Genomic DNA, 22045 nt, shown 5'->3' on the forward strand with positions numbered 1-22045 from the left:
AGCAAAGTATCAAGAGCCGAGGATCGATGGAGCAAAGTAACAAGAGCGTGAGGATCGAGGAAGAAAAGTATCGAGAGCCGAGGATTGATGAAGCAGAGTATCAAGAGTTGGGGATCGAGGAATCGGAGTATCAAGGGTCGGATCGATGGAACACAGTATCAAGAGTCTAGGAACAATGGAACAGAGTAGTAGGGGGGCTTCGACAATTGGTGAAAACTGATGAAGCAACGTCGCGTGAGTGATGAAGGTTTGCGGGTTGGATAGGTCTGGATTAGTGACGTTTGGAGGACAATGGTTCCGTTATTTCTATGTTTTTAGCCATATTGCAGCGATTTGAGGACAGGAGATCCGCTATATTCAAAATTTACTGGGATTCAACCGTGTAAAAGCTGCATTAACGGATCCTATGTCCGCATTGGCCCCAAAGAGGCCCGAATATCAGTAAATAGCGGAACCAGTGTCCGCATGGACTCAAAAAAGGAACGAAAATCGGCGAATGGCGGATCATGTCCGCATTGGCCCAAAAGAGGCTCGAATATCAACAAATAGCGGAACCAGTGTCCGCATGGACTCAAAAAGGAACGAAAATCAGCGAATGCGGATCCATATCCGCTTATTGGCCCAAGAGAGGCCCGGATATCAGTAAATAGCGGATCCTGTGTCCGCATCCGACTGAAAAAAGAGCGACTTTGAGCGAGTAGAGCATCGGATGATGCTTCTTTGAAGCCTTATGAAGCGAGAGTACGCCGCTTGAAGCACTGGCGGATACAAAAAGGAGCCTAGCGGGAATGCCCCGGGCTCCTCTTCATTTAAGCTTTTACAAAATCAGCGATCCGTTTCTTGAATCCAATCCGTCAAAGTGGCGTTAAAAAGCTCAGGCTCCTCGAACATTGGATTATGGCCGCTATGCTCAAAAACGACCTTCCTCACGTTTGCTTGCGAGCCGTCTACGGCATCCCATAGCGACACGGGGCCGACCAAATAGTCGTACCGTCCAAGACCGATGAAGACGGGAATATTGACCTCTTCCAGGGAATCGATCAGATTCAGCCGCGCGAAGGCTTCTCCCCATAAATGATCCAAGACGGGCATGCTGGTGAAGACCCCCTCCCACATCCAAGCCGCATCATAGGCATAATCATAAAAGCTGTGGGCTCCCATCCGAATGCACATATGAGCAAACCGACGTTCAGGCTCCTTTCGGACATCCTCCTCCAGCAGGGCGATATCCGCTTCGAACTGCCGTTTCCGCTCAGGGCTTGCCGTCTCATTGAAAAAAGCGAAACTCTGCTGCTGCCGCTCCGGGCTGTTGGTCGGGCCCGTATTTAGCAGGATCACCTTGCTGACGCGTTCCGGAAAGGTTTGGGCATACGCCAGCGCCATAAAGGCGTGTCCTGAATGCCCCAATATGATAAAATCCTCCAGTCCCAGCGCTTGTCTTGCCCTTTCGATATCATCCAGAACCTTATTCAGCGTATAGTCTTCCGGTTCCAGTGTCCGAGGAGGCTCCACAAAGCCTCGATGGTCCAGGAAAATCAATTGAAATGACGTATAAAGCTGCTCCGAAAACAAGCGGGGGTAGTAAACGCTGCTTCCCACCACCAATATGGGTTTGCCGTTCCCGCGAATTGAAACATTCAATGCAAAACCCTCGCTCATTACCATATCTTGCGTATTCATGTGTATCGTCCTCGTTTCGTTTTATATTTTAATCGCATCAGCCCCTTTCTGTTCGGATTCCATTACATTCTCCATAGAACGTTCCAGCATTCTATATCACCTCGATTAGCGTTCGTTCAAGCTCAGTATAGCATAGGAGCGCAGGCACTCGGTGTACCGGATACCAGGCTTTCATGCATCGTGCGAAACTGCCCCCTGTGCGCACGACGTGTGGTCCGGGGCATGCTTGGATGGTTGCCAACCATATCTGCCGCTGCTGCAAAAAAAGCAAAGTATACAAATTAGGACCGCTTCGAAAAGCCACTTTATTCAGCGGTGTTCCGAATGGTCAGGGCAAGTGCAGGATAATCCGCGGCAATCGCGTCCTTGCGCTCGAGGATGCGGTCAAATTCAAAGGCCGAGCTGAACAATTCCGGTTCGGGCTTGAACGTCACGCTGGTTCCCGTCTCTTGAGTCAAACCAACCGTCAAAAGACCCGTCTGCGGTATGCCGTGCCGGTATTCCTGCCGGTATATGTTCCCGTCACGCCGAATTTCCACGGACAGCTGCTTGGAGAGGGCGTTGACCACGGCAATGCTGATGCCTTTTTCCGCGCCGGGAACCAGAAAGTGCGCGCTGTTGTTGAAGCGGTGGACATCGGTCAGAATCGACTGCACAACGGGGACATCGGAATTCGGGAGGGCCTGCACCGGAATGCCTCTTCCGTTGTCGGTCACCGTCACGCTGCCATCCTCATGCAGGAAAATGCCGATCTGATCGCCATACCCGCTCGTATGCTCCAAAATCGAATTTTCCACCACGGCCCAAAGCAGCTGATGAATATCAAAGCCATGCGAGGGCCCGAAGTACATCCCTGCATTGTTGCGGGTTTCCGACATCTCCAGGTAATCGCTGGCATCGAGCAGATCGCCGGCAGCGGACAACAGCAGAAGGAACGGCAGGCTTCGATGCTGGGGAAGAGCGTAGCGGCCCCCCTGCTCCTGGACGAGCAGGTCTGCGCCGAGCAGCGCCTTGAGATGATGATACAGCTGACCCGTCGTCCCCATGTTCAACCGTTCCACCAGCTCGGATCCCGATAGCGGCTCCGCCATGACGGCCTTCAAAATATCCAGGCGCTGCTTGTTGCCCAGGGCAGCGAGGATTTTGGCCGCCTTCTCGGTATTCATGTCCAGTAATTGATTCAATCGGCGTTGCTGTGGCTCCCAGCGGATGTTTTGTCCGTTCAGGTGCACCTGCCCGGAGTAGAAGACAGAGCCGTCTTCGGGATTGGGTTCATTTATGGTGGGCGCTGTTGCGATTTCTTGGCGGTATGGATTTGATGCGGATGCAGGTTTTCGTTCCACAAGAGCTTGATAAACAAGCTGCTGCAGCTCCGCCATTTGATTCTTTAAGACATCCATCTCTTGGATCAGGTCACGTGTCATGTGGAATCATCAACCTCACTTTAGAGTATTATGTTATTACGTAATTATTATATTACGTAATTTCATTATTGTACACCCATTATAAGGAGATCGTTGTTTGAAAAGGCGGCTTGTTTGTCTATAGTTGTTTTTTCTCTGTTGTTGGCACTCCGATCGGCTTACAATGAACGCAAAGGCTGGTGGCATTCATTGAGTGAAAGAATCATTCGTAGTTTTGGGCAGGGCGACATGCCTCTGCTAGGCGAGTTATATCAGGCGGTATCCGCCGAGAATGCGCTGTTCTGGTGGGTGGGTGACCGGGAGAATTGGGAAAACGTGTTCTGCGTTATCGAAGACGGGAAGATGGTAGCTAAGGGTCAGGTCGGGGTCATAAACGTGATTCCGCCGGGATGTGCCCCGAACTGCAAGCATCATATTTACGTGAATCTCAAGGCGGTTCCGCATCGTGAGCGGGATTTCGACCTTTTGGACGAATTGTATCAGGTCCTGTATGAACGGGCGGTTGTCTTAATGAGGACTTTGCCGAAGACGTACGAGACGTATTTGTGCGTGGGCAATTATGTCCATGAGAGCGCCAATAACGCTTTTTTTACGGAGAAGAAGGGGTTTCAGCCGCTGGAGAACCTTTATGTCATGAAACGATCGTTGGAGGAGCCCATTCCTGCCTTGCCGTTAGATGATCGCTATCAAAATCGATTGTGGAGGATCGAGTCTGCGGAAGAGGAAGTGGAGTATCTAAAGCTCGAAGCTGAAATTTGGCCGGAAGCGCCGCTGGGTCTCGAACGATTACGGGAATATAAGGCGCATTCCAACTGGATCGCCATGAATGTTCTGGAAGGGGATACAATCGTCGGCAGTACCATGGCATGGCAGGAGGAGGGGGATGGCGTGATTGAAGATGTGTTTGTGCGGGAACCGTGGAGACGGCGGGGGATCGCCAAATATCTGCTTTGCCGCGCCATGTCTTATCTTCAGGCTCATGGGTCCGCCACGGTCAAGCTGCAAGTAAAGGCAGCCAATGATACGGCGTTGTCACTTTATCAGTCGGTCGGCTTTGCCAAAGACCAAGAGGAGCAGCGGTTTTACCTGCCGATGGAGCAGGAAAGCCACTAAGAAGGATCGACAGCCATGCGTGCGTCAAGCATGTTGGCCGATTAGCCATCGAAGCCTGCCCGGACCACGCACCGTAAGCATAAGGAGTAATACGCACGATGTACAAAACAAAGACCACGCCAGGAACGAATCCTGGCGTGGTCTTTTCTATATGAAATTAGGAGTTATGAGGTTGATTCTTCGCCGCCGGATACATTCGGATTAGCATCCAGAATGCCTACCGTGACATCCCACAGCTTCGGCAGGAAACGGAGGGTCTCTTCGGCCCGCTGGAGCAGGTCAACGGTGGACGTTATGCCGAGATCGGCCAGAATCGCATCGAAAGCGGGTACATACTGCTCCTGAAATTCAGGAGTCCCGTCAACCTCCAAGATGTTGTGGCAGCGGGCGAAGGTGGCCACCATCCAGAAGACGGCTTCCCGATGGCTTCCGTTTAGGATCAGCTCGCGGCTGCCGTCAATGGCAATCGGTCTTGCTTCCGGCGTAATGTCACTGCTGAAGAAGAAGGGCGTCTTGGCAATCGCAGCAGCGGCGTCGAAGGTGCGGGCCAGTCCGTTGAGATGATTCATGGCTTGCTCGGCAGACATGTCTTTACAGCCCAGCAAACGTAACAGCTCCTCGTAGACCTCCTCTTGGTTATATTCCTTCAGCACGTCGCGAACGGCCGCATAGCGGAGTCTGACCGTGGGGTTGCGAAGCCCGGCGACCAGAAGCATATGGGTGGTTACGCCGGTAGGGAACAGCCACGAGGTCACCTGCCGATGCCAAGGAGCGGAAGGATCTATGGATTGGAGGCCGTTCATGATACGTTCGCGCACGTTCTCACAGCGGCGGGTGACCCAGATCCGGTCGGCAAAATGCCGCGAGACGTCCGTCTGCAGCTTGCGCAGTTGTCCGGTCGGGTCGGACATCAGGGTGTCTACGCGGAAGCTGCCGGCCAGATGGTAGGACGTTAATACTTGCTCGGGCGAAGCTAGGTCCTGCCAGGACAGATAGGTGACCTCGATCAAGGCGTCCTGGTAGATAAACTTCCCCGGTTTCAGCGGGGGCTCCGGATCCGCGGTGACTACAACGACGTCAATGTCTGATGACGGAGCCATCTCGGCATCGTCCGGCTTGCCGACCGTGGAGCCGCTGAAATAGGCACCCATGAATCCAGGCTCCCTGCTGGCATGCTGCAAGACCCAATCCGTTGCCGCTGCTCGTGCTGATCCAACGTTCATAATCAGATTCCTCCTCTACCTGCATGGTGTCGCAGAACATAACAAAAATATCCTGATTTTCATTCCTTCATCATTATATGGACTTCCCTTCTAATGTACAACCGCTTACAAAGGAGGCTAGGTCCGTCATCCACATAATAAAGAGAGATGGAGATGCATGGAAAGAAGATTAATCCTTATGGATGCAGGATACTGAAAAAGGCTCGATACATATAAGCTGGCACCGGTCTCCGCCAGTGTGAATTAAAAAACGGACATTCCCATATTCGCTGTCGTTCGGCGATCGGTAATGTCCGTTTTTGGCGTGATTCTCTATTCTATTCATCTGCAATCACAAGCGTTGTATTGGTCTTCTTGAAAGTTGGAATAAAGCTTGGATGGACGTTCGCATCCGTCACGATGGTATCGATTCTGTCGAGCGGAGCGATGGAAATGGTAACGTCTTTGCCAAACTTGGTGCTGTCCGCCATGACAATCACCTCTTTGGACAGCTCGATCATTTTTTTGCGCGTGATGGCTTCTTCCAGGTTGTAGTCGGAGATGCCTTTTTCGATGGTGATGCCGCTGCAGCAGATAAACGCCTTCAGCACATTCAGCTCATGAAAGTTGAAGATGTATTCATACGCGACGACGGATTGCTCCTCCCGCCGGATTTTGCCGCCGATCATAATCAGCTCCACGTCGCTGTCCATCAGCTCGATCGCAACCGGAAGTGAATTCGTAACCACCGTCAGCTTCTTCTTATGCTTCACGTATTTGGCGATTTGGTACGTGGTCGAGCCGCTGTCGATGTAGATGCAGTCGCCGTCATGAACAAATTCGCTGCATTTGCGGGCGATCCGGTCCTTCTCTTCCAGCTGGCTGACCATGCGCTCATCCATGGAGGATTCGCCGAACCGGGACTCCACGAGCTTTACCCCGCCATAGATCTTCTCAATCCGCCCTTGCTTGGTCAGGGTGTTCAAATCCCGTCGCAGCGTATCCACGGAGACGTTCAGCTCTTCCGTAAGCTCCGTGATCTTCAGTACTTTTCGAATCGTAAGCAGCTCAAGTATTTTCTTTTGCCTCTCCAATGGAAACATTCGCTCACCCATTCAATCCGCATTAGTGGTTGATGCCTGTATTCATGTCTAGTTTACCGATTCGCACGGCCATGTTCAATAGAGTTACCTATATTATTCATAAGTTAGGCATCAGTTTTGAGTGAATATGGTCAATAGTTAGTATTAATTTATGAATGATATATGCATAATTTACTTACATTTAACAGTTCCCATGATTCTTATTTACATATGGTTTCTATACTGAGGATGTGTTTAAGGAGGTGAGCCGTTTGCTGAAGCTAGAGCATATTTGCAAACAATTCGACGATAAAGTGGTTTTGGATGACATCAACGTAGAAATCGGCACCGGCGAGATAGTATCGCTGCTCGGTCCGAGCGGGAGCGGGAAGACCACATTGCTGAATATTATTTTGGGACTCACCCGAATGGATCAGGGAAAAATCGTGTTCCAGGGTCAAGATCTGAGCAACGTACCGATGAAGAAGCGGGGATTTAATATCGTGTTTCAAGACTATGCCTTATTCCCCAACTTGAATGCCTACGACAATATCGTATACGGCCTGCGCAATAAGAAGGGAACCGTGAGCGAGCAGGAGGTCCGGGAATATATCGATTTTCTCGAGCTCCAGCCCCACTTGGACAAGCGGATCGGCGAACTGTCAGGGGGGCAGAAGCAGAGAGTGGCCCTGGCCAGAACGCTTGTCACGAAACCGAAAATCCTGCTGCTCGATGAGCCGCTCAGCGCGCTGGACGGCGTGATCAAGGAATCGATCAAGCAGCGGATCCAGTCGATCGCCAGGGAATTCAAGCTGACCACGATCATTGTGACGCATGACCCGGAAGAGGCGCTGACGCTCTCGGACAAAATTCTGATCATCCATCAGGGACAGATTGCCCAATTCGGCACGCCCCAGGAGATTGTCCATCATCCGAGCAATGATTTTGTGAAGCAGTTCATTATCAAGCAGCTGCATATCAAAAGGCAGAACATCTACAACCTGTTCGGTGAACAGTATGCGTAGCACGAAGCCGGAAATGCGGGTTATTTTCACCGTCATCCTGTTATTGTTCGCCGTGTTTCTGTTCCTGCCGCTGCTCATATTGCTGGTCCGCTCCTTCGGATCCGATCAGGGATTTACCCTTGGACACTATGCATCCATAGGGGCGAATCGGGAATTCGTCGAGGCGATCGGCAACAGCGTGAAGGTATCGGGCGTAACGGCCGTGATCACGACCGTTCTGGGGTTCATACTCGCGTATTCCATTCATTGCACCAAAATATACCGGCCCGTCAAAGGCCTGCTGAAAACCGTCATCATGGTCCCCATGCTGCTTCCGACCATTACCTATGGGTTCGCCATCATGTATTCGTTCGGTAACCAGGGCTTGATCACCCGGCTTGCCGGGCGCAATCTGTTCGATATCTACGGATGGAACGGGTTGCTCATCGGCTACGTCATTTACACGCTGCCGCCGGTATTCCTGCTGATTCATAACGCGTTTAAGTACATTGATAAAAAATTCATCATCGTATCCAAGTTAATGGGTGACGGCACGATGAGAAGTTTCATGAATACGATTATGCGTCCCCTTGCGGGAGCCCTTGGCGGGGCCTTTGTGCTGTCCTTTATCTTAAGCTTTACGGATTTTGGGATTCCGGCTTCCGTCGGCGGTACCTACCCGGTCGTGGCGACGCAGCTGTACCAGGTGATGCTGGGTTCCATTCCGGACTTCAATCAAGGCGCTGTCATTGCGGTGATGATGCTGATTCCGGCCGTGTTCGGCATCTGGCTGCTGAATTATCTGGAAAAGTGGAATTTCCACTATGACAAGCTGTCGGATATCGAGCTGCCGCGGCAGCGCGTTCGGGATATCGCCTTCGGCGTGATGTCGTCGGCCATTGTGACGGGCATGCTGTCCATTTTTGCGGTGATGTTCATCGCTCCTTGGTTGAGCAGTTACCCCTATGACATGACCTTCACGTTCCAGCATGTGCGGGATGTGATTCAATCGAGTGACTTGACGGGGGTATATCGCAATTCGCTCTGGGTCGCCTTCTTGACGGCGCTGTTCGGTACCTTGATGGCGTACTTATCCGCGCTGCTCAATGTGCGTACATCGTTAAAGGCCCGGTCCGCGGTAGACATCGTATCCATGATAACCAATACGGTGCCCGGCATGGTGCTGGGGATATCCTACCTGCTCTTCTTTAACGGGAGCGGCCTGAAGGGGACCTTTTTCATTATCGTTCTGTGCAACATCGTTCATTTCTTTACGACGCCGTACCTGATGGCCAAGAACTCCCTGTCCAAGATGAATCCCTCCTGGGAAACCACGGGAGAACTGCTGGGGGACAGCTGGTTCAAGACCGTGTATCGGGTGATCCTGCCGAACTCGGCCTCAACCGTCATCGAGATGTTCAGCTACTATTTCATCAACGCCATGGTAACGATCAGCGGCATTATCTTTCTCGTATCGGCCCAGACGTCGCTCGTCGCCAGCAAAATCAAAGAGCTGCAGCATTTCGCCAAGTTTAATGAGATCTTCGTGCTGTCAATGCTGATCTTCTTCACGAATCTGATCATCAAGCTGGTGTGCGACGCATGGCAGAGGAGAACCGCGCAGCGCTAAAGCTGCCCCATCACGCCTGTCCGCTACGATGCCGGATCGTATTTCCGATCGCTGTTGTCTTCGGATTTCTCGGATTGAGATGACTAAGCGGTAGAAATCCGAAGACAAAGGCGAACGCATGCGCTTCTCCAATACGATTCCGTCCTCTCCGCTGGGTATTGGCACTGGAAGCGAGGAGCTTCTTGCTAATTTACCACCAGCCATTTTGAAGCGGGAATACGATGGCTAATTCATTATTTCACATCATTACTAAATAAAAAATTCAAGGAGTGAGTTAATCACGATGAAGACGCTGAAGGGAATGCTGCTGTCATTGATCGCAGTCAGTATGGTGTTTGCTTTGGCCGCCTGCGGCAGCGGCAGCGCGGGGGAAGCGAAGAAGGTAGTCATCTACACCAACGGGGATGAAGAAGCCGTTGCGGCAATGGAGACCTCGTTGAAGAATGCCGGATATGAAGGACAGTACCTTGTCCAATCCCTGGGCACCTCCGAACTCGGGGGCAAATTGATGGCGGAGGGGAACAAAATCGAGGCCGATCTTGTCACGATGAGCTCCTACTTCATCGAAAGCTCGCAGAGCAAGCATTCGATGTTTAAGGATCTGGCTTTTGACGCAGGCGCTACCGATTCTTATCCGGCATATTACACGCCGATTCTGGCGAATACCGGCTCCATCTTCGTGAATACGGAAGTGCTGAAGGATAAAGGATTGCCGATGCCCACCTCCATCACGGACCTGACCAAACCGGAATTCAGCGGACTCGTATCGATTCCGAACATCATGGATTCTTCCACCGGCTGGCTGCTCGTTCAGGCCATTATTACGCAATACGGCGAAGATGCGGGACGTAAGGTGCTTCATGACCTGATCGCCAACGTGGGACCGCATCTGGAGAGCTCGGGTTCCGGTCCGATCAAGAAAGTGCAGGCTGGCGAAGTGGCGGCCGGGTTTGGCCTTCGCCATCAGGCGGTAGCGGCTAAAGCCACCGGTGCACCGATTGACTACGTGGATCCGGTCGAAGGAAACTTCTCGCTGACCGAATCGGTTGCGGTCGTGGACAAGAAGAATGCAACGACGGATCTGGCGATGAAGATGGCCGAGACCATTGTAAAGGATGCCCGCAAAGATTTGATTGCGAACTACCCGGTGGCCCTGTACGAAGGGGAGACCGTCGATGAAGTCAACAAACCTGCATACTCGATGACCTTCGAGAAGCCGCTGACCGTGGAGCTGCTGGAAGAGCATCAGCAATTCTTCAACGGATCCAAAGAATAAGCCGAATTAGGAGCGATGCGACATGAAAACCTACAAGCTTTTGACACCGGGACCTTTGACCACAACCAAGGCGGTAAAAGAGGAAATGCTCTTTGACCGCTGCACGTGGGATGATGAATATAAATCCATTACGCAAAAAATCAGATCGCAGCTCTTGGCACTGGCCGGAGCGGATCCAGAGCTGTACACCGCCGTGCTGATGCAGGGAAGCGGCACGTTTGCCGTTGAAGCCGTCATGACGACCGCCATTTCGAAAGACGATAAGGTACTGATCGTAACGAACGGCGCCTACGGCGAACGGATCGTGAAGATGGCGGAGTATATCGGACTGAATTACGCGGAGTACAAGGTGAATTACGATGAACATCCAAGCGAGGATGAGCTGCGGGCTAGGCTCCAGGAGGATCTGCAGATTACGCATATCGCGATGGTTCATTGCGAAACGACCACCGGCATTCTGAACCCGCTGGAGATGATCTCGAAGCTGTCCAGGGAATATGGAAAAACCCTCATTATCGATGCGATGAGCAGCTTTGGCGGCATGGAGATCGATGTGCAGGGGCTCGGCATCGATTATCTGATCAGCAGCGCGAATAAATGCATTCAAGGCGTTCCGGGGTTTGGCTTTGTGATCGCCAAGCTGGAGAAGCTTACGGCCTGCGAAGGGATTGCGCGCAGCCTGTCGCTCGACCTGTACGACCAATGGAAGGGCATGGACAAGGACGGCAAATGGCGTTATACCTCGCCGACCCATGTCGTGGCGGCCTTCTCCAAAGCGTTGGATGAGCTGAATGAAGAAGGCGGCGTCCCTGCCAGGTTCAGCCGTTACCGGAATAACAATCGACTGCTGCGGGAGAGATTGGAGCAGATCGGCATTCGGTCGTATATCACCGATGACAAGCAATCCCCGATCATCACCACGTTTTTATTCCCGAGCGAAGGGTTCAGCTTTGAGCATTTTTACGCTTATATTAAAGAAAGGGGTTATGTGATTTACCCGGGCAAGCTGACCGACGTGGATACCTTCCGCATTGGGAATATCGGGGAGATCTATGAGCAGGATATCGAGCAATTATGTACGATTATTGAAGAATATATAGGGGTGACGGCACAATGAACCGAATCGAAGGCGTTATATTGGACTGGGCTGGAACGGCCGTGGATTTTGGATGTTTTGCGCCCGTGAACGTGTTTGTCGATATTTTCAAGAATGCGGGTATTGAGGTAACGATGGAGGAAGCGAGAGCGCCGATGGGGATGCTGAAGATCGACCATATTCGTGCCATGCTGTCTATGCCGAGAGTGTCTGCGCTATGGGAGGCGAAGTACGGCAGAGCTTTCGGTGAGCAGGATGTAGAACGGCTGTATGCGGAATTCGAGCCGGCCTTGATGGTCTCCTTATCCGAGTACACGGACCCGATTCCGGGTGTCATTGAGGCGGTTGAAGCGCTGAAGGAGCAAGGCTTGAAAATCGGTTCCACGACCGGTTATACGAGCGTCATGATGGAGGTCGTGGTTGCCAATGCGCGGCAAAAGGGGTACAGCCCGGATGTTTATTTCACGCCGGATGACACGCGCTCCCAAGGAAGACCTTACCCCTACATGATCTACCGGAACATGGAGTTTCTTGGATTATCGGCTTCATGGAAAGTCGTTAAGGTCGGCGATACCGTCTCCGACGTGAAAGAAGGCGTGAACGCAGGCGTGTGGTCGGTTGGCGTTGCTATCGGCAGCTCCGAAATGGGCTTGGGCTTGGAAGAGTTTCATGCCCTGTCAGAGTCGGACCGGGAAGCCGCGATCTCGAAAACCGAAGAGACGTTTATCCGTAACGGGGCGGATTTTACGATCCGGACGATGAGCGAGCTGCCGCAGTTGATCGAGAGCATTAACGGCATGCTGGCTGAGGGAAAAAGACCGGGCATTCAGCGCTAGGATGGTATTTAATGAAGAAACCGCGAATGGTATTCTTCGGTGCATAAGCTCTGTCTCGGTTTCTACTGTACTTTTTTGTTGACTTCCTTCATTGAGAGGGTGCTCACTTTAAACCTCAATAAAACAGATCCGGCAGAATTGCCGGGTCTGTTTTAGATTGAGTTAAGTTTCTAACGCAAATCGCTAAAAATGAATGAGGTAGCATTTAGATTTCTTTATTCTTACGATCCCCAAGTGTTTTTTCCGAATGATCTACTAGCAATTTCTTTATATCTTTCAATTCGTTCTTGAGACTATCCATTTCCGATTTCAACCCTGAATTTGAAATAGCATTACTAACAATCAGGTAAATTAGTAAGTAATTTGCTGCTAAAATAATGATAAAAAAAATGAGCTCTTGTACTCCAACAACCATGAAGAATCCATCCTTTCAACAATGGAACTAAAAACCTTATAATTTATTTACTCATTCCAAAAACAATGTGTGTTTACAGAATATTCTAATTATAGCATGATTCTGAATCTAAACAGGAACATGTAGTTGATCTCTTGAGGGAAACCAGGTCAAGTGGTCTCATATCATGCATCCAACATTTATGTTCTAAACCTGAGTTCGCTCAAAGGGTATAGCTCACCAACATGGGCTTAAATGTGACCACAAAGCTGATCAGGGGTATATTCACCTCACCAAAAAAGAGCAGTCCGCATGGACTGCTCTTCTTTCAATTTATTGCACATACGTGCCGATAAACTCCTTCACTTCCCGGTCGTACCCTTCTGGATCGAACTGGCGTGCCAGGCCGTGGCCTGCATCGGGGACGATGAACAGCTTCTTTTGCTCCGGACCGTTCTCGTACAGCTCATACACCATCTCGGTAGGGACGAACAGATCCCCGCCGCCGTGTATGAACAGCGTCGGCGTCTTGGATTTCTTCACCTGCTCCAGCGCGGAGGCCTCGCCGAAGGAGTATCCGGCCCGGATCTTGGTGAGCAAGCTCGTGGATTGAACCAGCGGGAAGGATGGAAGCTTATACATGCGCTTTAGCTGATAGGTCAGCTCATCCGTGACCGAGGTATACCCGCAGTCCTCGACAATGGCTTTTACCTGGGGCGGAAGCTCTTCGCCGCTGGTCATCATCACCGTTGCCCCGCCCATGGACACGCCGTGCAGGACAATCTGGGCGTCTTCCCCTGTATGCCGGATGACGCGTTCAATCCATCTGAGATAATCCATCCGCTCCGGCCAACCGAAGCCGATGTAATCGCCTTCGCTCTTTCCATGGCCACGCGCATCGGGAAGCAGGACGTTGTAGCCCAGGTCCTCATGGTACATTTGGGCGAATCCGCTCATCTGCTCCGAATGGCCGGAGTATCCGTGCGCGATCATGACGGTTTTATCCGTAGGCACTTCGGCAGGTAAATAGTACGCATGCAGTTTCAATCCGTCGTCTGAGGTAAGACTCCATTCCTCGAAGCTTTGCTTGGCCCACCAATCCTTGCTATCCGCAAAGGGGTTGTCGATATTCGAGTTGGCTTCCAGGTCCGGGTTGCCGTTCAGGAAGGCCTTGTCGGCCCGGGCAATAGCGACGTTATAAAAGTAGAAGCTGGCTGAAATTATAATGATTGCTAGTAATGCGATAATAGCTGCAGACATGGTCATAATCCTTTTTTTCTTAATGATGTGTACCCTCCCCGTCAGTGTTGATCGCGCTGAAGGCATGCCGAGAGGAAGAATGCGCCGAATCGATAGCTTCCTTCCACCTATCATATCGTACGTATCTTGATTCATCCATATGGCAGATCACGTTCGATTCGGATGGCGTTACATCAATCTTATCGGTTGGGAGAACCTAATCCATAAGAACTGTGGCAGGAGGTGCGAAGAGAGGAAGATGAACAAATGCTTTATCAGCCTGATCCTTGCCGTCGTCACGATTTTCGGCTTGCCTCTGCCGTCCCATGCCGAGGTGACCGATTATACATCACCGAAAAAGGATAGTGCCCAGCTGCAGTATCAGGATATGCTGATGCTGTTTCTGCTTCCCCATATCGATGAAGTGGTCAATCGGCATTATAGCCATACGTTGAAGGAGCTTCCGGTTGTCTATCCCTACTTCGTGGACGTAATCCGAGTGAAGAGAGTGAACGGATTCCGCGGCTTTCATTTCGTCATCACGCTGGAGGCCCGCCCGGTGGTCGGCCCCCATATCCCGGTGGGAAAGGACCGCCTTGTCTTTGAGGTCGCCCCGACGATTCCCGGCGGTATGGTGAAGCTGGTAGAATACAAGCATCTGAATACGTATGAGCTTCCCTCGCATTGGCAAGACATCGTGAAGTAACGGCGGCTGGGCTGTTCCATGTAAAAAAACAAGCAAACGCGGTGTTCGCGTTTGCTTGTTTGGCATGCAGGATAGAGTGCACTTATCAGGTGTAACAACTATCAGCTGCTCTAGGAGAACCCTATCGGCTCTCATAAACCGGCCGATCCGGCCCGGGTTCAGCTTGGCTCCAGCCGATGCCGAGCAGGACAACGATGGCGATGAAAGCGGCCGGCAGCACCCATTTCCAAGAATGCGCGAGCATTCGGACTGCCGGGGACATCAGGGCCAGTATCAGTCCGATCAGCACAACGCTGAACAGATGAATTCCCGGCGGGAGCAGAAGGAATACGATGTGAAAGACCGACGTGAACATCAGAACCGGGATAAGCGATGTTCCCAGCACGACGGCCGGATGGGTTAAGGTTTCGCGCGGGTCCCGGGTAAATGCCGCCCATGTCAGAGCCGCGAAATGAACCAGCAGCGGTATCGCGAATAAATAACTTGCGCCCGGCAGAAGCCAGGTCGAGCCGATGAGCAGCAGCAGGAACAGGAACGCGCCGCCAAGCAGCGTCTCCACTTCATTTGCTTTCCGCACAATCCAGCGGGTAAGTGCCACATGAACGATGAGTGTCACCAGGACAAAGCTGACGCTGTACAGAAGCGAATCATAGGTTGCGCCTGTGGGCTGCGTCATTTTGCCTGCCCACAATGCATCGATGAGCGTCCACAAGCCATAGCTGAGCGCGGTTGAGAGCACGACGGCCAGAATCGGAGTTCCGAGCCCGATCAGGCTTCCCTTAACGGTAAGCAGGGAGAAGCGGGCAAACAACCAAGCAAAAGCCAGCCATAGCGCTGCGATCGCCACGGTGAGCGGAATTGCCCATTGCGCAGGGTAGTGAACCAGCAGGCCAAACAGATTGAAATAGATGCGGTCGCCTGTGGAGGTCAGGTCAGCCAAGTCCAGGTTGCCAAAATGCCTTGCCATGGCGAGCGCATTCTCGCCTTGATGCTGCATGGTCTCAAGGGAGACATTCTCCGTGTTGTCCATCGGAGTATGGTAAGCTACCCACCCGTCGCCATAGGCAAAGTTCAGTCCCGGGAGGCCATGCTCCAGCGCCACCGTCAGATCGGTATCGTTCGGCAGTTGTTTGTAGAGATCCACCAAGAGGGAGTTGCTGACAGGATTGGATACGGCCCGGGCATATTCTTCAATGATCCGTCCATTGCTGTCGCTGGTCTGGAACATGAAAGACGAGCCCTTCGATCCCCGGGCTTCAAAATTCGCAATCATGCCAATCTCACGGTGCGCCGGATCCTGAAAGAACACCTCAGCACCTAGCAGGCCTTTTTCCTCCCCGTCTGTCAGCAGGATCCATATGTCATTTTGCGGCGGAGGTCCGGCCTGGATCGCTCTTGCCGTCTCCAGCAAGGAAGCTACGCTGACCGAAGCATCGTTCGCTCCCGGTCCGGTAGGGACCGAGTCATAGTGCGACATCAGTAGGAGCGGTTTCCCCGATCCGGTTCCTTTAATGACGCCGAGAATGTTCGTAAGCTGCACGTCGGCGTCGACGTACTTGGTTGTCAGACGGTCATTAAACTCCTGAACCTCCGGGTTCAAGCCGAGCTGCTTCATCTGTTCCACCAAATAAGCCCGGACTTCCGCATTGGCAGGGGACCCCATCGGGTGGGGCTTTTGGGCAATCCGCTCGACATGTGCCATGGCGCGTTCTGCGGAGAACTCGGTTGCGGGTGCATCGATCTTTCTGGCTTCCGGCGGCTTCTCGAACCACAGCATGAGGGAGATAAAGAGTATGACGGCCAGGATGGTTGTAAGCGGCAGCCAATAAGGAGGTCTGCGGTCCGGCGGTCTGCTCAATTGAATTTGCATGATCAATACTCACTTCCTTTTAGGATCATTCAGGGTCATTCGCGGTGTGATCTTTCATCGTATGTAAGAAATAGGCCCTTACACAGCGTAGTTCCAGAATATGACATGTGTCAATATAAGATTGAGAACGATGGCTCCTTACCTAACAAAAGAGCCTCCATCAGAATGGAAGCTCCTTTAATTTATATTCGATATTCATCTGTTCATACCATGCGTTTAGTCCGGTCCAGAGCTGCTCGGAGAGTTCATAGACATGATCGATTTGGAGAAGCTGTCCACGCATGACCAACTGTGCCAGCTCGTCATAACCGGAAGGTCGGGACGGGAGGGACAGGGATTCCTCCAACGTCCGCGCTCTTGTATGATAAAAGGTTCGGTTGGCAAGTCCAATCAGCTTGGCCGTCTGCCAGGTCAGGTCCTTAGCGCCAAGCGGGAGATAGTTAAGGTTCCCGGACTGGACGTTGTTTCGGATTTTGCCCATCGTTTCGTAGGGCTCCCAAATCATGAATTCCCGCATCGTTTCTTTGATCGCTTCGTCCGAAACCTCGAGGGGCAGCTTCCGAATCTCGGCGAGCAGGTTCCCCGGATCGTAGATTTCCTGCAGGTATACATAGGCGCCGGCCTTAATTGCCCAGGAGTCATCCACAGACGCGGCAGCCTTGAAGATGTCCTGTTTCTGTTTCATTCCGATTTCGATTTTGAAAGGGGGATATATGAATTCGTGCCCGGGCAGGGAGACTCCGTCCTGCGTAACAACCCGAAGCTCAATGTCCGAGTAAGGGCCATCGATCCCTTGCGCAATCGAGCCGTACAGGCCGATGGCCAGAATGTCATCGCCGTGCAAGTGAAGCAGCCGGTCTTTGATGTGATGAATGATGTTCATTTTCTCTTCTCTGGTCGTAGCCGCAGGATAAGATAGCATAAAGGAAATCCCCTCCGAAGAAAGTTAGTTATCTATATTATAGTATAAACAGGATAAGTGTATCAGGGGGTGACGGGTTATTGAAGTTTAGGAGCGTTATGTCTTGGTTCGTCTTGGCGATGGTGATCGGTTGTTCCGGTTTGAGCAAGATAGAAGTTCCTGAGGAACTGCTGGCGGAAGAAGAAGAATTACGAATTCATTATTTCTATGAATATGCGAATGCGGCGAATGGGCCGAATGAGCAGACGCATGTTGCATGGTGGAGTGAAGAGATCCATGTGTCCGATGCCGATCGAGAGGTTTTGCAAGCTACCAAATTACATAATGTAAGGGACGAGACCGGCAGGCAAATGGCGGATGCTATAGGACTAACCAGATTTCCGATTATTGTATTGGTGAATGATAAAGAAATCGTCTTGAAAACGGATGACTTAAATGAGGTTATAGATTTTCTTAAAAAGAACAGGCAGGGATCATAATATTCTTATGCCTATACTCCATATTATGGTAGTATATCCTTGCGGAGTGGGCAGGAGCTGCCGCATCCGCAGCCAATCTATAGCTGAGGTGAGAAGAGATGAGTAAAGCTGAGCAGAGTAGAGGCAAGACCAAGCAGGCATTGGATCGGGTTGTATTCATTGGCCGCACGTTTGAAGAGTACGCGCACATGTTTGATTTGAAGATGCCGGAGCTTGCTGGTAAAAGGGTGCTGGATTGCCCTTCCGGCGCGTGTTCGTTCACCGCTCACGGTTCGAAGCAGGGTCTCGGTATAACGGCCAGCGATATTGCTTATGATCACAAACCGGATGATCTGGAGACGAAGGGACTGCAGGATATCGGGCATGCCATGGAAACGATGGAGCAGGCAAAAAGCAATTATGTCTGGGATTATTACGGGGATGTAGAGGGGCTCCGCCGGCATCGCGAGCAAGCGCTCCGCGATTGCGTTAGGGATATGCGGGAGTTTCCGGATCGCTATGTCGCTGCGGTACTGCCGGAGCTGCCTTTTGATAACGAACAGTTTCACCTGGTGCTGTCCGCCCATTTTCTGTTCATGTATAGCGACCGATTGGATTATGACTTTCATGTCCAGACGGTTCGGGAGCTGCTGCGAGTGGCCTCGGAAGAGGTGCGCATCTTCCCGTTGACCGATTTATCGGGGAGCCGCTACGTCCATTTGGACCGTCTGATTCATGAGCTGGAGGCAGAAGGCTTTCGGGTAGCGGAAGTTAAAGTACCTTATGAATTTATGAAGAACGGCAATTCGCTGCTAAGCATTCGTAAGATATAGAAGTTTGAGAAGGTAAGAAGCGAGGAAGCCGGCAATGTGCCGGCTTCCTTTTTCTCTGGGGATGGTGATTATCGCCAGATCAGCAGGGTGTGCCGTGTTCACGTTCACTGACCCAATGTATGTTTCTGTCTTATAGAAGCACGGAGAATGGTTTTCATGGTGGAGGACAAATGACAAAAACTCAATATTGATATGATGAGGTTGTTTGCTATAATGTGTTCAACAGAGAGGGGGCGTGAAGGTGGGCAGCGGGCGAAAACGGAATCCCGTTGCTCATGGAACCTATGTCACATGACCAACCATTAACAAAAGAAGCCATATTGGACGCGGCCGAGCAGACGCTTCGACGTTATGGCCCAGACAAGACTTCGGTTGTCGATGTGGCCAAAGCGCTGCAGGTGAGCCACGGCTCGCTTTATCGGCATTTTCCCAGCAAGGCCGCTCTCAGAGAAGCCGTCACGGAGCGGTGGCTTCAGCGGATTGCGGATCCGCTGCAGACCATTGCAGACGGGACGGACGGCAGCGCCACCGATCGCTTGCGGTTATGGACGGATACCCTGATCCGGGCTAAGCGGACTTACGTTCTCGAGGATCCCGAGATGTTTGCCATGTACGCGTCCGTGACGCTGGAAGCCGTCAAGATCATCGATACGCATGTGAATTTGTTAATCGGGCAGATCACCCAGATCATGGATCAAGGGATGCGTGCCGGTGAATTCAAGCCAGGCCGGCCGGAGTCAGCGGCGAAGGCATTTTTCATGGCAACCTCCTTGTTTCACCATCCGGCCCATGCCTATCAATGGACTTCGGATGGGATCGAAGCCGCCTTCGAGTCGGTTTGGACGTTATTGTTGGCCGGGATTTCGACGAACGGTTAGCGGGAATAGGGATATGGCCAACCGCCGTCATCAGAATGCGGCAGAGAACTTTGGGAGCTAGCATGATGAGATCATTCCTTATGTAAAAAAGATGCTATTCTTGGCGATACTCGCATGGGATAGCGTCTTTTTTGTTTTGGTTCATTTACAAATGACAAAATTATAAATCTGTCACTTGTAATTTGTTATAAAGCGACATATAATCAAATTACTAATAAGAAATTGCCGATCAGAACATCCATCTGGGGAGAGATTCGTTTTTTTTCTCAATTCATATGCGGGAGGTTTTATCATGACAAAGGGCTTATCGGGCAAGGTAGCTATCGTAACGGGAGCATCCAGAGGCATCGGGCGTGAAATTGCAGAGAGACTTGCGGAGAACGGAGCCAAGGTTGTCGTAAACTATGCAAGCAGTCCGGCTAAAGCCGAGGAAGTGGTGGGCCTCATTAAGCAGGGCGGCGGCGAAGCACGGGCCATTCAAGCCGATATTAGTCAGGTAGCGGAGATCGAACGGCTGTTTCGTGAAACGATCGAAGCCTATGGCGGAATCGATATTCTCGTGAACAATGCCGGCATCATGACCACCAAGCCGATTGCGGCCATGACGGAGGAGGATTTCGATCAGCAGTTTGCGATTAACGTGAAGGGGACATATTTTGCGATCCAGCAGGCTTTTCGCCATATGAACTCCGGCGGACGCATTATCAATTTCTCGACATCGGTCGCTGGGCAGATGTTCCCGACTTACAGCGTGTATGCAGGGACGAAGGGAGCTGTGGAGCAGTTTACGCGTCAGTTGGCCAAGGAGTTCGGGCCCAAAGGGATCACGATTAACGCAGTGGCGCCCGGTCCGGTTAATACGGAGCTATTTACCGTTGGTAAATCGGAGGAACAGATTGCGGGGATCGTGAGCATGAACTCCTTCGGGCGCTTGGGCGAACCGGATGATATTGCAGGGGTCGTGCTGTTTCTGGCAAGCGAAGAGTCAAAATGGATCACGGGTCAAACGCTGCGCGTGAACGGCGGGTTCGTGTAATATCAGCGTTATGGCTAAGGAAAAAATAAAAATGCACCGGGATTCCGGTGCATTTTTGAATGACGGAAGGCCACGCCAGTGCGTCATAATGACCTTCAACACATTTTTATACCCAAGGATTTTTCTCTAGAGGGCGCTATTTCCCTCAAGACCCTCAAAACACTTTAAGCCCCTCAAGGCATCCTTAGTCCAGGTCCTTCCACTTCAGGTCCAGCGTCGGAGGCGTGTAGCTATCCATAAGCTCTAACAACTTGAGCGGATCATCGGACATGTTGATCAGGTTCAAGTGAGAGGAGTTGGAGAAGCCCTCGGTAATGCTGTACTGAATCAGCTTCATGAACGGTTCGAAATAATCGCGGATACTGAGCAGTCCGATCGGCTTCTGATGAATTCCGATTTGCGACCAGCACAATACCTCAAACAATTCCTCATAGGTTCCAAAACCGCCCGGCATGGCGATAAACCCGTCGGCCAGCTTGCCCATCGTCGCTTTGCGTTCATGCATGTCGGCTACTTCAATGAGCTGGGTCAGCTCGGTATGTACGATTTCCCCCTTGAACAGCCCTCTCGGCATGACCCCGATCACTTCGCCGCCATTTTGCAATACGGCGTTGGCAACTTCACCCATCAATCCGATGTTGGAGCCGCCGTACACTAATTTGTATTGGTTGTGGGCAATATGCCTGCCAAGTTCGGCCGCTTTTGCTTTATAGTCCGGATGCTCGCCCATGTTCGATCCTGCAAATACGCATATGGATTTCAATTTGCACACTCCTTACCCAGATGTTGATATTTCATTCGAGTAATTATACTATATATAGTGATTTATGTCATGGAATGTTCGGCATATCCTTTCGGCGCCGACATAGCACCTTTTTATTTTATGGCATGCATGTTCGTTTTATCATGGATTTAATCTCGGATTGTGTAAAAAGAAGGATGCAGTCATCCCAAGAAATCGCGGAGGTAACAAACGTCATGGATATGAACGAAGCGCAGCAATGGATTAAACAGTTCTACGGTGAAAGAGGCTGGGCCGGTTACGGCCCCTTTATCCGGGTCGGTTTTTTGATGGAGGAAGCAGGGGAAACGGCGCGCGCCGTACGCGCTTATGAGATTGGCAGGGACCGCCCCGATGAGGAGGTTCAGTCGAGGGAACGGCTCAAGCAGGATTTGGTGGAGGAGATCGGCGACGTGCTCGGCAACATTTCGCTGCTGGCGGATCTCTATGATATTTCGCTGGAAGAAGCGTTTACGGCTCATCAGCAGAAGTTGTTGAAACGGTTTGGTTCTTAAAGTTGACAGGCTAGTGCCGGTTCCCATTCAGTTTGTGGTAGTCCTTCGGAATGCTTCATAGGCGAAGGAC

Annotated in this window: 21 protein-coding genes; 12 read left to right on the top strand and 9 right to left on the bottom strand. The window is 51.5% G+C overall.

Annotation, left to right across the window (positions count from 1 at the left end; all coding sequences use genetic code 11):
• Window positions 1-825: 825 nt before the first annotated feature.
• Together MHH82_RS01265 and MHH82_RS01270 are read right to left on the bottom strand one after the other, a co-directional pair.
• Window positions 826-1680, bottom strand: coding sequence for an alpha/beta fold hydrolase (locus MHH82_RS01265; protein WP_340962655.1), 855 nt, complete (start codon window positions 1678-1680; stop codon window positions 826-828).
• A gap of 305 nt (window positions 1681-1985) precedes the next feature.
• Window positions 1986-3104: an ATP-binding protein gene (locus tag MHH82_RS01270; protein WP_251500202.1), complete on the bottom strand. Its 1119-nt coding sequence runs from the start codon at window positions 3102-3104 to the stop codon at window positions 1986-1988.
• A 228-nt stretch (window positions 3105-3332) separates the two neighbouring features.
• On the opposite strand from MHH82_RS01270, the gene MHH82_RS01275 reads away from it, so the two are divergent.
• A complete protein-coding gene (locus tag MHH82_RS01275) occupies window positions 3333-4217 on the top strand; it encodes a GNAT family N-acetyltransferase (protein ID WP_340969775.1) in 885 nt (294 codons plus the stop codon).
• Window positions 4218-4381: 164 nt separating this feature from the next.
• On the opposite strand, the gene MHH82_RS01280 is transcribed toward MHH82_RS01275, so the two are convergent.
• Together MHH82_RS01280 and MHH82_RS01285 are read right to left on the bottom strand one after the other, a co-directional pair.
• A complete protein-coding gene (locus MHH82_RS01280) occupies window positions 4382-5440 on the bottom strand; it encodes a hypothetical protein (RefSeq protein ID WP_340962657.1) in 1059 nt (352 codons plus the stop codon).
• Between the two features lie 317 nt (window positions 5441-5757).
• Complete coding sequence (locus MHH82_RS01285) at window positions 5758-6522, bottom strand: DeoR/GlpR family DNA-binding transcription regulator (protein ID WP_145040375.1); 765 nt, start codon at window positions 6520-6522, stop codon at window positions 5758-5760.
• A gap of 251 nt (window positions 6523-6773) precedes the next feature.
• On the opposite strand from MHH82_RS01285, the gene MHH82_RS01290 reads away from it, so the two are divergent.
• The 5 genes from MHH82_RS01290 to phnX all read left to right on the top strand — a co-directional run bounded on the left by MHH82_RS01290 (window position 6774) and on the right by phnX (window position 12343).
• The gene (locus MHH82_RS01290) at window positions 6774-7526 is read left to right on the top strand and encodes an ABC transporter ATP-binding protein (RefSeq protein ID WP_012818473.1); all 753 of its coding nucleotides are present in this window, start codon (window positions 6774-6776) and stop codon (window positions 7524-7526) included.
• Window positions 7519-9135 carry an ABC transporter permease subunit gene (locus MHH82_RS01295; RefSeq protein ID WP_012818474.1) on the top strand — a complete coding sequence of 539 codons (1617 nt, stop codon included), beginning with the start codon at window positions 7519-7521 and terminating at the stop codon, window positions 9133-9135. Before MHH82_RS01290 ends, MHH82_RS01295 begins: the two co-directional genes overlap by 8 nt.
• Window positions 9136-9418: 283 nt before the next feature.
• Window positions 9419-10411 (top strand): extracellular solute-binding protein, encoded by a 993-nt coding sequence (locus MHH82_RS01300; protein WP_012818475.1) that lies wholly within the window; start codon window positions 9419-9421, stop codon window positions 10409-10411.
• 22 nt (window positions 10412-10433) lie between these two features.
• A complete protein-coding gene (phnW, locus tag MHH82_RS01305; RefSeq protein ID WP_012818476.1) occupies window positions 10434-11528 on the top strand; it encodes a 2-aminoethylphosphonate--pyruvate transaminase in 1095 nt (364 codons plus the stop codon).
• Complete coding sequence (phnX, locus tag MHH82_RS01310; protein WP_012818477.1) at window positions 11525-12343, top strand: phosphonoacetaldehyde hydrolase; 819 nt, start codon at window positions 11525-11527, stop codon at window positions 12341-12343. The genes phnW and phnX overlap by 4 nt, the downstream gene beginning before the upstream one ends.
• A gap of 205 nt (window positions 12344-12548) precedes the next feature.
• On the opposite strand, the gene MHH82_RS01315 is transcribed toward phnX, so the two are convergent.
• On the bottom strand, window positions 12549-12758 hold the full coding sequence (locus MHH82_RS01315; protein WP_036664887.1) for a hypothetical protein: 210 nt from the start codon (window positions 12756-12758) through the stop codon (window positions 12549-12551).
• Between the two features lie 312 nt (window positions 12759-13070).
• A complete protein-coding gene (locus tag MHH82_RS01320; RefSeq protein WP_313958354.1) occupies window positions 13071-14003 on the bottom strand; it encodes an alpha/beta hydrolase in 933 nt (310 codons plus the stop codon).
• 232 nt (window positions 14004-14235) lie between these two features.
• On the opposite strand from MHH82_RS01320, the gene MHH82_RS01325 reads away from it, so the two are divergent.
• On the top strand, window positions 14236-14682 hold the full coding sequence (locus tag MHH82_RS01325) for a DUF3888 domain-containing protein (protein ID WP_340962667.1): 447 nt from the start codon (window positions 14236-14238) through the stop codon (window positions 14680-14682).
• 121 nt (window positions 14683-14803) lie between these two features.
• Here the strand turns inward: MHH82_RS01325 and MHH82_RS01330 are convergent, their stop codons facing one another.
• Both MHH82_RS01330 and MHH82_RS01335 read right to left on the bottom strand, forming a co-directional pair.
• Window positions 14804-16552 carry a M28 family peptidase gene (locus tag MHH82_RS01330; RefSeq protein WP_340962668.1) on the bottom strand — a complete coding sequence of 583 codons (1749 nt, stop codon included), beginning with the start codon at window positions 16550-16552 and terminating at the stop codon, window positions 14804-14806.
• Window positions 16553-16712: 160 nt separating this feature from the next.
• Complete coding sequence (locus tag MHH82_RS01335) at window positions 16713-17474, bottom strand: kanamycin nucleotidyltransferase C-terminal domain-containing protein (protein ID WP_340962670.1); 762 nt, start codon at window positions 17472-17474, stop codon at window positions 16713-16715.
• Between the two features lie 98 nt (window positions 17475-17572).
• On the opposite strand from MHH82_RS01335, the gene MHH82_RS01340 reads away from it, so the two are divergent.
• The 4 genes from MHH82_RS01340 (at window position 17573) to MHH82_RS01355 (ending at window position 20679) form a co-directional block, all read left to right on the top strand.
• Window positions 17573-17953 carry a hypothetical protein gene (locus MHH82_RS01340; protein WP_251500229.1) on the top strand — a complete coding sequence of 127 codons (381 nt, stop codon included), beginning with the start codon at window positions 17573-17575 and terminating at the stop codon, window positions 17951-17953.
• A gap of 98 nt (window positions 17954-18051) precedes the next feature.
• On the top strand, window positions 18052-18765 hold the full coding sequence (locus MHH82_RS01345) for an SAM-dependent methyltransferase (RefSeq protein ID WP_145040369.1): 714 nt from the start codon (window positions 18052-18054) through the stop codon (window positions 18763-18765).
• A gap of 275 nt (window positions 18766-19040) precedes the next feature.
• The gene (locus MHH82_RS01350; protein WP_251500233.1) at window positions 19041-19643 is read left to right on the top strand and encodes a TetR family transcriptional regulator; all 603 of its coding nucleotides are present in this window, start codon (window positions 19041-19043) and stop codon (window positions 19641-19643) included.
• 292 nt (window positions 19644-19935) lie between these two features.
• Window positions 19936-20679 carry an SDR family oxidoreductase gene (locus MHH82_RS01355; protein WP_251500236.1) on the top strand — a complete coding sequence of 248 codons (744 nt, stop codon included), beginning with the start codon at window positions 19936-19938 and terminating at the stop codon, window positions 20677-20679.
• A 184-nt stretch (window positions 20680-20863) separates the two neighbouring features.
• Here the strand turns inward: MHH82_RS01355 and MHH82_RS01360 are convergent, their stop codons facing one another.
• A complete protein-coding gene (locus MHH82_RS01360; RefSeq protein WP_012818487.1) occupies window positions 20864-21442 on the bottom strand; it encodes an LOG family protein in 579 nt (192 codons plus the stop codon).
• A gap of 215 nt (window positions 21443-21657) precedes the next feature.
• On the opposite strand from MHH82_RS01360, the gene MHH82_RS01365 reads away from it, so the two are divergent.
• Window positions 21658-21975, top strand: a complete 318-nt coding sequence (locus MHH82_RS01365) for a MazG nucleotide pyrophosphohydrolase domain-containing protein (RefSeq protein ID WP_192570056.1) — start codon at window positions 21658-21660, stop codon at window positions 21973-21975.
• Window positions 21976-22045 lie beyond the last annotated feature (70 nt).

The organism is Bacillus sp. FSL K6-6540 (genome assembly GCF_038007545.1).